This window comes from Pelomonas cellulosilytica (assembly GCF_021353265.1).
GTDB lineage: Bacteria > Pseudomonadota > Gammaproteobacteria > Burkholderiales > Burkholderiaceae_C > Pelomonas > Pelomonas cellulosilytica.
This window is the reverse complement of the sequence record NZ_JAJTWU010000006.1, coordinates 146,847-158,876: the sequence shown is the minus strand read 5'-3', so window position 1 is coordinate 158,876 and position 12,030 is coordinate 146,847. Positions and strand designations below refer to the sequence as shown.

The window sequence follows — 12,030 nt, the reverse complement described above, 5'->3', positions numbered from 1 at the left end:
GCAACGGGCGAGCATGGCGGCTCTGGTCATCACCCCCTCGAAAGGACCCGCCATGAAAGCCGTCGGCTACCTGCAATCCCTGCCAATCGACCACCCGGAATCCCTGGTGGATCTGTCTTTGCCGCCGCCCGAACCGGGCCCGCGCGACCTGCTTGTGCGCGTCACCGCCGTCTCGGTGAATCCCGTCGACACCAAGGTGCGTCGCCACCGCGCACCGCAGTCCGGCCGGCCCGAGGTGCTCGGCTGGGACGCTGTGGGTACGGTGGAGGCGCTGGGGGACGCGGTGACGGGCTTTGCCGTCGGGGACCGCGTCTATTACGCAGGCGCCATCGACCGGCCCGGGGCCAATGCCGAGTTGCACGTGGTGGACCACCGCATCGCCGCTCGCGCGCCGACCCGCCTGGACGACGGAGACGCTGCCGCGCTGCCGCTGACGGCCATCACCGCCTGGGAGCTCCTGTTCGACCGCCTGGGCGTGCCCGAAGGCGGCGGTGCGGGCCAGACGCTACTCGTCGTGGGCGCCGCCGGCGGCGTGGGTTCCATCCTCGTCCAACTGGCTCGCGAGCTGACGCAGCTGCGCATCGTCGGCACCGCCAGCCGGCCCGAGACGCAGGCCTGGGTGCGCGAGCTGGGCGCGCACACGGTCATCGACCACAGTCAGCCGTGGCGCCCGCAGCTGGTCGCGGCCGGCGTCGCGGAGGTGGAGCGGGTCGCCAGCCTGACGCACACCGGGCAGCACTGGGCCTCGATCGTCGATGGGACGGCGCCGCAGGGGCGCATCGGGATCATCGACGACCTGAGCGGCCCGCTGGACGTGAGCGTGCTCAAGCCCAAGATGCTGTCTCTGCACTGGGAAATGATGTTCGGCCGGCCCATGTTCAACACGCCCGACGTGGGCGAGCAAGGGCGGCTACTGGCCCGTGTGGCGGCCCTCGTCGATGCCGGACGGTTGCGCACGACCGTCAGCGAGCGGCTGACGCCCATCCACGCCGCCACGCTGCGCCAGGCGCATGCGCTGGTGGAGTCGGGGCGTATGCGCGGCAAGGTGGTGCTGCATGGTGGGTTCGGACCGCGCTGAGCTTCCCGGCGGCATGCCATCAAGGCATGGCGCTTGCCGATGGGGTGCATCCACCCTCGAATGAAGCAGCCATGAACGGAAGTGAAGGCCATCAGGCGGAAGTTGTCGAAACCGCCCCCGCGCAGATGGCGAATGTGCCGGACGGCACTCAGGTGCTGACAGATGCTGGAGGCCAGGTCATGCAGGTCATCGCCACCGGCATGGCTGAGGTCGCCGGTGGGCTGGCGGGCGCGATCGCCGGGGCCCTGGCGGCGCCGCTGACGCTGGCGGCCACCCATGCGGCGCCCGACGAGCCGGACGCTGATGAAGTCGGGGCGATGGCTCCTGACGAGCGCGACCCCGCGACCGATGCGCGGGCTGCGCAGGCGTTGGCCGCCGACTCGCCGGCGCCCGGCGAGCAATTGACGCCGGTGTCCGAAGCCATCCAGGCGCTCAACGCCACGGCCGACCCGGACCGCTGACGCCGTGGCGTTTACCGTCGGCACAGCGGGCTGGTCGATCCCGGCGGCCCATGCAGCCGCCTTTCCCGGTGACGGCACACATCTGGCGCGGTATGCAGGCGTGCTGCGCGGCGTGGAGATCAATTCCTCCTTCTACCGCCCGCACGGGCCCGCCACGTACGAGCGCTGGGCGGCCAGCACGCCGGCGGAGTTCCGGTTCTCCGTGAAATGCCCGCGGGCCATTTCACACGATGCCCGGCTCGATGGTGCCGACGAGGCGCTGGCGCGCTTCATTGGCGAGGCCTCGGCGCTGGGGCCCCGCTGGGCCGTCATGCTGGTGCAGACGCCACCGTCGCTGGCCTGGCATGCCGACACGGCGACGCGCTTCTTCGAGCGGGTGCACGACCGCTTTGGCGGCGCGGTCGTCTGCGAGCCTCGCCATGCCAGTTGGTTCACGCCTGATGTCGAGCGGCGGCTCGGGGCGCTGCGTGTCGCCCGGGTCGCCGCGGACCCGGCAAGCTGGCCTGGTGCCGACCTGCCGGCGGGCGCTCCGTCGACGGCCTACTTTCGCTGGCACGGCTCGCCGCAGCGTTACCGCTCGGTGTATGACGAGGAATGGCTGGCGACGCGGGTGCAGGCCCTGCGGGCGCTGGCGGCCGCACCGGCGCGCCCTGACGTCTGGGCCATCTTCGACAACACCGCCTCCGGCGCCGCGTTGGGCAACGCGCTGGCGCTGGAGGCGCTGCTATGACTCACCACTTGCAGCCCTTGCCGCGCACCGTGTCGATGGCCAGCGGCACGACCGCCAGTAGCCCGGCATTGCCGTAGGCTTTGCGGCAGTCCGCGTTGGCCGCCTCTTCGACAGACTGCTCCAGCTTGGATTTTCGTTCCGGCGGCGCTGGCAGCAGCTCGACGAGGCCGGTGCCGCGCCGCGAGGTCAGCTCGCCGCGTGGCAGCGACAGGTTCAGCGGCGTCCGCGGCGCGCTGGCGGCGGCGGTCGGCGGGGACGGCAGGTTGGGACCCAGGCGAGGCGTGGCGTCAGGCATGCCGGCCGTGCCTTTCGGTGCGTCGGGGTTGCCCGGCGGAATGCCGGGAGCGCCAGGCACGTTCCCGTACAGCTCCGACAGCGACGTGCCCGCCGGCTGTGTGGACGTTGCGGGCCGCGCTGTGGCGGCGGGCTGGGCGCGCGTCACGCCGGCCGCCGCGTCGCCGGGTTCCAGTCGTCGCACGGCGCTCGGCACGTCGCCCGCATTGGGCAGCGCCGCGGCCGAAGGTGTGGCGGCGGTTGGCGTGAGCAGGTCGGAGGGGCGTGCCAGCCGCGTCACCGTCGAGCCCGCAGCCGTTGGCACTTCGAGCCGCTGCACGGGCGCCGGCAGTGCACCAGCAGGCGCAGTGTCGGCCAGCCCGCTCGTCGGTGTGGCGCGCAGGTCCGCCGGGCGGGGCAGGGCGGCCGGTGCGCCGGGCTCCAGAGCCGGTGCCGCCTCCAGGCGCCGAACGGCCGCGGGCAGCGGGCCTTCGAGCGGCGTCACCGCAGGCGTCACGCCAGGCAGCGGGCGGAGTTCCACAGGCCGCGGCAGCGTCGTCGCCGGCGCCGCGGGTGCGGGGTCCAGCCGGTTGACGGGCGCAGGAAGTTCCGGTGTCTGCGGCGGCAGCTCCACGACGGGCGTTGCGGTGCGCAAGGCGTCCGGGCGCGGCAGCGTCGCTGGCGTGGGGGCGGCTGTCGCATCCAGGCGGCTGACGGGCGCAGGTAGCTCGGCGGGCGCCGGGAGTTCGGCGGGCCGCACCGGCGTGCGCAGGCTGTCCGGACGGGGCAACGGCGCGGCCCGCGTGTCGGGCTGCACCTCCAGCCGGTTGACGAGCCGGGGCAGTTCCGGCGTGGGCACGGCGGCCACCGCCGGCCCGGCGCCCAGGTCCTGGCGCTCGACGGGCCGAAACCCCTCTGGCAGGCTCAGCGTGGCGGTGCTCGGCGGCGCGGGCTCGCCGGGCCCTGGGCTCGGCTGGGTATCTGCCGGCGTGTCGGTGCCCTGGGGCGCAGGTTGAGTCGCGAGTGGGGCCGCTGGCGACGGTGAGCCGTTGCGCTCGGTGCCGCCGGGTGATGCCGGCGCCGGGGTGTCGGCTGATGGCGCCTCCGCGGGGGCGCCACCGCTGCGGTTGAGCAGCCGGACGCTGAGGCTGCCCCAGACGCCCTGACCCGGCGCGGCGCTGCCGGTGGCGTTGCCGAAGACGAGCACCAACCAGACGTGCAGCAGCGCCGCCAGCAGCAGGCAGCGCTGCATCAGGCGCGGGTCGGGCGGCGGGTGGCGGCGGAGGGCGGCGGTCACTGCGATGGATTGTGTGCCAGCCGAACGTGCCGTTCGGCCGAGGGCCATTGCCAATGGCGCGCGACAGTCCGCGGCGGTCCAATCGGCGCCATGCGAACCCTGAAGCAACTCTCACTCGCGGCGCTGCTGGCCGCGGCCCACGCCGGGGCTGGCGCCGCGCCGCTCGAACTCGACGGCCTCTTCCAGGATCACATGGTGCTGCCGCGCCACGAGGCCCGGGTCTCCGGCCGTGCCGCGGCGGGCGAACGCATCACTGTGTCGGCCTTCGGCCAGACACGCACTGCGATGGCCGATGCCGCCGGGCGCTTCAGCGTCGCGCTGCCGGAGCTGGCGGCTGGGCGGGCCGGCGCGCTGAACGTCACGGCCGCGTCGGGCGCGCAGGTCACCGTGAACGACGTGCTGACCGGCGACGTGCACCTGTGCTCGGGGCAGTCAAACATGCAGGTGCCGGTGACGCGCGCGCTGAACTCGGATGTCGTCATCGGCAACTCGGCTAACCCGCAGCTGCGCATGGCCACGGTCGCCGTGAGTCCGTCGCCAACGCCACTGAGCCGTTTCGCATCGCCGCTGAAGTGGGAGGCCGCATCGCCGCAGACGGTGGCGGGCTGGTCGGCCACCTGCTACTTCTTCGGCGCCGCGCTGCAGCAGCGTACCGGCGTGCCCATCGGTCTGGTGCATGCGTCGCTGGGCGGCTCGGCGCTGTCGGCCTGGCTGTCTCCCGGCGCCTCGCTGCCTGACTATGCCAAGCAGCAGGAACTGCTGAAGCTGCATGCCCGCGACGCCGGGCTGGCCAATGTCGCGTTTGCCCGTGACTTCGAGCAGTGGTGGCGCAGCACCGGGGGCTCTGGTGCGCCGTGGGCCAGCACGGCCGGCGCGCTGCAGGCCTGGCGGCCGGTGCCGGACGTCAGTCAGCCGTGGGAGAAGTGGGGCGTGCCGGAGCTGGCGGCCTACGACGGCGCCGTCTGGTACGCCGCGGCGGTGGAGCTGACGCCGACTCAAGCGGCCCAGGCCGCACGGCTCGAACTGGGCCTGATCGACGACATCGACCTGACATGGCTGAATGGTCAGCCGGTGGGTTTCACGTCCGGCGGCGGCACGCAGCGCCGCTACGCGGTGCCGGCCGGGGCGCTGAAGGCCGGTCTAAACACGGTGGTCGTCAACGTTGTGGACTTGTGGAGTTATGGCGGCTTCTACGGCGACGGCCCGCGCGAGCTGGTGCTGGCCGACGGCACGAAGCTGCCGCTCGTGGGCTGGCGCTGGCAGCCCGTGCCGGCCGCGCAGAAGTCGCCGCCGCGAGCGCCGTGGGACGCCATGGCTGGCATCAGCGTGCTGCATAACGGCATGTTGGCGCCGATGGGGCTGTTCCGGTTCGAGTCGGCCGTCTGGTACCAGGGCGAGAGCAATGTCGGCCAGCCGTACCAGCGCTGGCTGTCGCGCCTGTTCACCGACTGGCGCGCGCAGTTCGGCGACGGCCTTCTGTTCGCCGTCGTGCAGCTGGCCAACTACGGCGCCCGCAATGCCCAGCCGGTGGAGTCGGGTTGGGCGCTGCTGCGCGAGGAGCAGCGCCGCGCCGTCGCGGCCGACCGTCACGCCGTGCTGGCCACCGCCGTGGACCTGGGCGAGCCGACTGACATCCACCCCGCCAACAAGGAGGTGCTGGGGCGCCGGCTGGCGCGGGCGGTGGCGATCGCGCTGTACGGCGAGAAAGGCTCGGCCTCCGGCCCGGCGCCACGGGCTGCCGTGCGCGAGGGGGAGCGCGTGATCGTCAGCTTCGACGGGCTGGAAGGCGACTGGCTCGTCTACGGCGGGCCGCGGCCGATCGGCTTCGAGCTGTGCGGATCGCAGGGCTGCCGCTGGGCAGAGGCCGAGGTGTCGGGCCGGGACGTCGTGCTGCGCGGCCTGCCTGGCGCGACGAAGGTGCGCTACTGCTGGAGCGATGCGCCGACCTGCACGCTGTACGACGGTGGCTCGCAGCTGCCGGCGCTGCCGTTCGAGCAGGTCATCAGTCCATGACGCTCAGGGCCAGGCGGCCAGTCGGTGGACGACCGGCGGCAGCCCGCGCCCGTCGGCGTTGAACGTGCGCTCTATCACCAGCGTGGCGCCGCCGGCTTCCCGGACGAGCACGGTCGAGCAGCGCGTGCCATAGCGGGCAATGCCCGGCGCCTCATCCGCGGTGATGCGAATGAAGCGCGGTGACAGCTGGCGTTCGCGCAGCAGGCCTACGCCGGTGTCCGGCAGCGCGGCGTCGGGTGCGGGCGAGGAGTCGGTGAGCGCGTCGAGCAGCCGATCGGCCAGGTCGTCCGCGCTACGGGCCTGCGCCAGCGCGTCGGCCATGGCGGCACTCAGGCCCACCGTCTTGGGCCAGGGCGTGTCCAGCGCCGCGTTCGACAGCGCGTGGATGCCTGCCGCCAGCGCCACGGGTGCGGCGGCGCGGTTGCTGATCCAGTGACAGTGACCACTGGCCACATCGGCTGCGATGAGATTGAAGCCGTTGTAGCCCGGCGCCAGCCCGCGGGCGAACGCAGGGGCGTCGTCGGTGCTGGACAGCCAGTCGAGCACCAGCGTGCCACGAGTGGGCGCGTCGGCGCGCTGGCGCGAGGGTTCCCGCACGTTGGTCAGCAGTGCCAGCCGGCCGGCCCGCGTGAGGCCGAACCATGTGCCGCCGGCCGACAGGTCGCGGCCGGCGAGGGTGTCGCGTCGGGCCGGCCACCAGCCCATGGCTGCCGCGGCGCGGGCGAAGACCTCGTCGCGGTTGGCGGCGATGACGAGCGGGAAACGGGGATGGTCGTCCAGCGCGATGGCGGCGAGGCACATGGGCAGCTTCAGGCGTTCAGCGCAGGGACGGCTCGAAGGCGGGGTGCGTGAGCGGCGCGAACTGGAAGCCCTCGGCCAGCAGCCGTTCGATGAGCGCGCCCAGCTGCGCGAGCGTATGCGGATGGATCTCGTGCATCAACACGATGCCACCCTTGCGGGCCTTCAGCGCAGCGACGACATGGTCGACGAAATGATTGCGGTGGGCCTTGTCCACGCCGCAAATCTTGGCCTCGTGGGCATCGATGCTGCCGGTCTTGTCGAAGGCCCAGTCGCAACTGTCCACATGCCAGCCGACGATGCGGTAGCCCAGCCGCTGCAACTCGGCATTGGCCTCGCAGCTGGCGTTGCCGTAAGGGTAGCGGAACAGCTTGGGTGCCACCAGCGCGGCGAGTGAGGCATCGCTGCGCACCAGTTCGCTCGTCTGCGTGGGTACGCCGATGTCATGGAAGTTCGGGTGCGACCACGAATGGTTGCCCACCAGCGCCAGCGGATGCGCCTTGACGAGTGCGGCCAGCTCCGGATGGCGCTGTGCCTTGGCAGCGATGAAGAAGAAGCTGGCGGGGATGTGGTGCTGGTCCAGCAGCGCCAGGATCGCTTCGGTGGCGCCGGGCTCGGGGCCGTCGTCGAAGGTCAGCGACACCAGGCCGGCCGGCGGCGGGGTCGTGATGTCCGACTCGAAGCGGCAGCTCTGCGTGAGTTCTTCGGCGGGCCGGTTCATCTGCTCGGACAGGCCACGAACGCGGGCGGCGCGGATCTCGATGGCATGGTGATGGGCCGCATGCCCGGCCACCGCGCTGGCCGCACTGGCCGGCGCTGCAGGGGAGAGCGGCGGGGGCGCCGTCTGGGCCGGCGCGGCGGAGGTGGCCAGCACGAACACGCTGGCGAAGAAGGCGTGGAACTTCGTCACGCTGGCATTGTTGCGGCCGTTCGCTCACTCGGTTTGCACGAAGTTGTCTTGCGGCGCAGCGCCGCTCAACACTCGACGATGTTGACCGCCAGGCCGCCCCGTGCCGTTTCCTTGTACTTGGTCATCATGTCGGCGCCGGTGTCGCGCATGGTCTTGATGACCTTGTCGAGGCTGACGAAGTGCGTGCCGTCGCCGCGCAGCGCCATGCGCGCGGCGTTGATGGCCTTGACCGACGCGATGGCGTTGCGCTCGATGCAGGGGATCTGCACCAGACCGCCGACCGGATCGCAGGTCAGGCCCAGGTGGTGTTCCATGCCGATCTCGGCGGCGTTCTCCACCTGCTCCGGCGTGCCGCCCATGACGGCGCACAGCGCGCCGGCAGCCATGGAGCAAGCGACACCCACCTCGCCCTGGCAGCCGACCTCCGCGCCGCTGATCGAGGCGTTTTCCTTGTATAGGATGCCGATGGCCGCGGCGGTGAGCAGGAAGTCGATGACGCCTTCGTCGTTCGAGCCGTGGACGAAGCGGTGATAGTAGTGCAGCACCGCTGGCACGATGCCTGCCGCGCCGTTGGTGGGTGCGGTGACGACGCGTCCGCCCGCGGCGTTCTCCTCGTTGACGGCCAGTGCGTAGAGGTTGACCCAGTCCATCACCTGCAGCGGGTCGCGCAGTGCCTGTTCGGGGTTGGACGTGAGGCTGGCGTACAGGCTGGGCGCGCGGCGCTTGACCTTGAAGCCGCCGGGCAAGATGCCCTCGGTCCGGCAGCCGCGCTGCACGCAGGCCTGCATGACGCCCCAGATCTTCAGCAGGCCGGCGCGCGTCTCGGCGTCGGGCCGCCAGTGGCCCTCGTTGCGGCGCATGACTTCGGCGATGGACAGGCCGAACTTCTTCGTCAGCGCCAGCAGCTCCTCCCCGGTCTTGAAGGGGTAGGGCAGGACGGTCGCGTCGGGGGCGATGACCTTCTGCTTGCTGCCGTCCGCCGCCACTTCGTCGCTAACGACGAAGCCGCCGCCGACCGAGTAGTAGATGCGGCTGGCGATCTCGGTGCCTTCGGCGTCGAGGGCGATGCAGCGCATGCCGTTGGCATGGAAGGGCAGCGTCTCGCGTCGCTTGAAGATGAGGTCTCGCGCTTCATCGAAGGCGATGGGCTTCTCGCCGATCAAGTTCAGCCGGCCCGTGCGGATGGCCTCTAGCAGCGCCGGGATGGCCTCGACGTCCACCGTGTCGGGCTCGTGGCCGGCGAGACCTAGCAGCACGGCTTTGTCGCTGCCGTGGCCCTTGCCGGTGGCGCCCAGGCTGCCGTAGAGGATGACCTGGATGCGCGTGGTGGCGTCGAGCAGGCCGTCATGCTGCAGGCGCAGGCCGAACAGCCGCGCGGCGCGCATCGGCCCGACCGTATGCGAACTGCTCGGGCCGATGCCGATCTTGAAGAGGTCAAAAACAGAAACCGCCATGCCTACCTCGATGCAGTAGAAGAAGTCGGGGCAGCTTTTGGCCGCCCCGACTCAGCAGCAAAACGCCCATCGCCGATGTGCAGCGCTGGGTGTTTGTTCCCGTGAAGAGGGCTCAGGCCTCTTCGTATTCGGAGAGTGGCACGCAGCTGCAGAACAGGTTGCGGTCACCGTAGACGTTGTCCACGCGGCCCACTGGTGACCAGTACTTCTGGCGGCGCAGGCTGGGCAGCGGGAAGGCGGCGACCTCGCGGGGGTAGGCATGCGGCCACTCGGTCGCGCTGACCACCATCGAGGTGTGCGGCGCGTTGACGAGCGGGTTGTCCTCGCGCGGCAGCTTGCCGGCCTCGACGTCGGCGATCTCGTGACGGATCTGGATCATCGCGTCGATGAAGCGGTCCAGCTCGGCGCGGCTCTCGCTTTCGGTGGGCTCCACCATCAGCGTGCCGGCGACCGGAAAACTCAGCGTCGGCGCGTGGAAGCCGTAGTCGATCAGCCGCTTGGCGACATCCTCGGCGCTGATGCCGGAGCTGTCCTTCAGCGGACGCAGGTCCAGGATGCATTCGTGGGCCACGCCGCCGCCCTTCACGCCGGCTATGCCACCGCTGAAGTGGATGTCGTAGTGCCCGGCCAGGCGTGCCGCCACGTAGTTGGCGTTCAGGATGGCGACCTCAGTTGCCTTCTTGAGGCCCTCCGCGCCCATCATGCGGATGTACATCCACGAGATCGGCAGCACGGCCGCGTTACCCAGCGGCGCGGCGCTGACGGCGCCGATATTCGTGGCCTGGCCAACGCCCGCCGTGCGGTGAGCCGGCAGGAAGGGCACGAGGTCCTCGACGACGCAGACCGGGCCGACGCCCGGGCCGCCACCCCCGTGGGGGATGCAGAAGGTCTTGTGCAGGTTCAGGTGGCTCACGTCGCCGCCAAACTCGCCCGGCGCGGCCACGCCGACCAGCGCGTTCATGTTGGCGCCGTCCACGTAGACGCGGCCGCCGTGGGCCTTCACCAGCGCGCAGATCTCCTTCACGTGGGTGTCGAACACGCCGTACGTGGATGGGTAGGTGATCATGATCGCGGCGAGCTTGTCGGCATGCTGTTCGCACTTGGCCTTGAGGTCGACCAGGTCGATGTTGCCTTCCTTGTCGCACTTGGTGACGACCACACTCATGCCGCACATCTGCGCCGACGCCGGGTTGGTGCCGTGGGCGGATTCGGGAATCAGGCAGACGGTGCGCTGGTGGTCGCCGCGCGACTCATGCCACGCCTTGATGGCCAGCAGGCCGGCGTACTCGCCCTGCGAGCCGGCGTTGGGCTGTAGGCTGATGCCGGCGTAGCCGGTGGCCTGGCATAGCCACTGCTGCAGCAGCGCGTCCAACTCGGCATAGCCGGCCAGCTGGTCCTGCGGAGCGAAGGGGTGCAGGTTGGCGAACTCGGGCCAGGTGATGGGGATCATCTCGGCCGTCGCGTTGAGCTTCATCGTGCACGAGCCCAACGGGATCATGCTGCGGTCCAGCGCGAGGTCCTTGTCGGACAGGCCGCGGATGTAGCGCAGCATCTCGGTCTCGCTGTGGTGCGTGTTGAAGACCGGGTGCGTCAGGTAGGCGCTGGTGCGGCGCAGCGTGGCGGGGATCAGGCTCTCGATGCCGGCCGAGTAGTCGGCCAGCTTCAGCGTGCTGGCCGGCGCAAACCAGGTCCACAGCGCCTCGACATCGGCGCGCGTGGTGGTTTCGTCCAGCGACACGCTGACCAGCGTGTCGGACAGCCGGCGCAGGTTGGCGCCGCTAGCCAGCGCGCGGGCCAGCACGGCAGCGGCGTCGCACTCGACGGCCAACGTGTCGAACGCGGCTGGCGTAACGACCTTCACGCCCAGCTTGCCCAGCCCGTCGGCGAGGATGGCCGTGAAGCTGGCCACGCGCTCGGCAATACGCTTGAGACCCTGCGGGCCGTGGTAGACAGCGTACATACTGGCGACGACGGCCGGCAGCACCTGGGCCGTGCAGATGTTGCTCGTCGCCTTCTCGCGGCGGATGTGCTGCTCGCGGGTCTGCAGAGCCAAGCGCATTGCCGGGTGGCCTTGCGCGTCCTTGCTCACGCCCACCAGCCGGCCCGGCATGGAGCGCTTGAACTCGTCCTTGCAGGCCAGGAAGGCCGCGTGCGGGCCGCCGCAGCCCATGGGCATGCCGAACCGCTGCGTGTTGCCGACGACGATGTCGGCGCCGAACTCGCCGGGCGCCTGCAGCAGCGTCAGCGCCAGCAGGTCGGCGCAGACGATAAAGGCGGCCTGCTTGGCGTGGGCCTGCTCGGTGAAGGCCTTCAGGTCATGGATGAGACCGGTGGTGCTGGGGTACTGGCAGACGACGGCGAAGTAATCGTTCTCGGCCATCAGCGTGGGCGCCATGCCGACCTTGACCTCCAGACCCAGCGGCTTGCAGCGCGTCTGGATGACCTCGATGGTCTGCGGGTGCACGTCGCCGGCGACGATGAGCGTGTGGCTCTTGCTCTTGACCGAGCGCTTGGCCAGCGTGACCGCCTCGGCGGCCGACGTGGCCTCGTCCAGCATGGAGCCGTTGGCGATGTCCATGCCGGTGAGGTCGGTCACCATCGTCTGGAAGTTGACGAGGGCCTCCATGCGGCCCTGCGAGATCTCGGCCTGGTAAGGCGTGTAGGCCGTGTACCAGGCGGGGTTCTCGAGGATGTTGCGCAGGATGACGCCCGGTGTGTGCGTGCCGTAGTAGCCCTGGCCGATGAAGCTCTTGTGGAGCTGGTTCTTCGCGGCGATGGCCTTCAGTTCGGCCAGCGCATCGGCCTCGGTGACGGGCGCAGGCAGCGCCATGCCGGCGCTGCGGCGGATGGCCGCGGGCACGACTGCGTCGATCAACGCGCTGCGGCCGGCCACGCCGATCGCGGCGCACATCAGAGATTCATCGACGGCATCCGGCCCGATGTGGCGGGCGTGGAATTCGGTGGCGTCTTCGAGGATGGAGAGCGGCGTCGGCATGGCGGGCAAAGCGGCGAAAAG

9 protein-coding genes are annotated in these 12,030 nt (G+C 70.8%); 4 read left to right on the top strand and 5 right to left on the bottom strand.

All coding sequences use genetic code 11. The annotated features are described in order from the left end of the window. Positions 1–52: 52 nt before the first annotated feature. From LXT13_RS16105 to LXT13_RS16095, 3 genes are read left to right on the top strand one after another with little or no spacing between them, the layout of a single operon-like run. Entirely contained in the window at positions 53–1,078 is a 1,026-nt protein-coding gene (locus tag LXT13_RS16105; protein WP_233372982.1) for a zinc-binding alcohol dehydrogenase family protein, read from the top strand. A gap of 26 nt (positions 1,079–1,104) precedes the next feature. Next, positions 1,105–1,539, top strand: coding sequence for a hypothetical protein (locus LXT13_RS16100; RefSeq protein WP_233372981.1), 435 nt, complete (start codon positions 1,105–1,107; stop codon positions 1,537–1,539). Positions 1,540–1,543: 4 nt separating this feature from the next. Beyond that, entirely contained in the window at positions 1,544–2,269 is a 726-nt protein-coding gene (locus LXT13_RS16095) for a DUF72 domain-containing protein (protein ID WP_233372980.1), read from the top strand. A gap of 1 nt (position 2,270) precedes the next feature. Here LXT13_RS16095 and LXT13_RS16090 read toward each other — a convergent pair whose 3' ends face one another. Next, complete coding sequence (locus tag LXT13_RS16090) at positions 2,271–3,839, bottom strand: hypothetical protein (RefSeq protein ID WP_233372979.1); 1,569 nt, start codon at positions 3,837–3,839, stop codon at positions 2,271–2,273. A 90-nt stretch (positions 3,840–3,929) separates the two neighbouring features. Between LXT13_RS16090 and LXT13_RS16085 the strand changes: the two genes are divergently transcribed. Continuing rightward, positions 3,930–5,852, top strand: coding sequence for a sialate O-acetylesterase (locus LXT13_RS16085; protein WP_233372978.1), 1,923 nt, complete (start codon positions 3,930–3,932; stop codon positions 5,850–5,852). Between the two features lie 3 nt (positions 5,853–5,855). Here the strand turns inward: LXT13_RS16085 and LXT13_RS16080 are convergent, their stop codons facing one another. The 4 genes from LXT13_RS16080 to gcvP form a co-directional block, all read right to left on the bottom strand. Continuing rightward, positions 5,856–6,653, bottom strand: coding sequence for an NRDE family protein (locus LXT13_RS16080; RefSeq protein WP_233372977.1), 798 nt, complete (start codon positions 6,651–6,653; stop codon positions 5,856–5,858). Between the two features lie 16 nt (positions 6,654–6,669). Further along, on the bottom strand, positions 6,670–7,560 hold the full coding sequence (locus LXT13_RS16075) for a polysaccharide deacetylase family protein (RefSeq protein WP_233372976.1): 891 nt from the start codon (positions 7,558–7,560) through the stop codon (positions 6,670–6,672). Between the two features lie 65 nt (positions 7,561–7,625). Continuing rightward, complete coding sequence (locus LXT13_RS16070; RefSeq protein ID WP_233372975.1) at positions 7,626–9,014, bottom strand: L-serine ammonia-lyase; 1,389 nt, start codon at positions 9,012–9,014, stop codon at positions 7,626–7,628. A 112-nt stretch (positions 9,015–9,126) separates the two neighbouring features. After that, positions 9,127–12,009: an aminomethyl-transferring glycine dehydrogenase gene (gene gcvP, locus LXT13_RS16065; RefSeq protein WP_233372974.1), complete on the bottom strand. Its 2,883-nt coding sequence runs from the start codon at positions 12,007–12,009 to the stop codon at positions 9,127–9,129. Positions 12,010–12,030 lie beyond the last annotated feature (21 nt).

Excerpts from the sequence above, each read along its gene's own strand:
- LXT13_RS16105 (WP_233372982.1), top strand. The coding sequence starts at position 53 with ATGAAAGCCGTCGGCTACCTGCAATCCCTGCCAATCGACCACCCGGAA.
- LXT13_RS16100 (WP_233372981.1), top strand. The coding sequence starts at position 1,105 with ATGGCGCTTGCCGATGGGGTGCATCCACCCTCGAATGAAGCAGCCATG.
- LXT13_RS16085 (WP_233372978.1), top strand. The coding sequence starts at position 3,930 with ATGCGAACCCTGAAGCAACTCTCACTCGCGGCGCTGCTGGCCGCGGCC.
- LXT13_RS16080 (WP_233372977.1), bottom strand. The coding sequence starts at position 6,653 with ATGTGCCTCGCCGCCATCGCGCTGGACGACCATCCCCGTTTCCCGCTC.
- LXT13_RS16070 (WP_233372975.1), bottom strand. The coding sequence starts at position 9,014 with ATGGCGGTTTCTGTTTTTGACCTCTTCAAGATCGGCATCGGCCCGAGC.
- gcvP (WP_233372974.1), bottom strand. The coding sequence starts at position 12,009 with ATGCCGACGCCGCTCTCCATCCTCGAAGACGCCACCGAATTCCACGCC.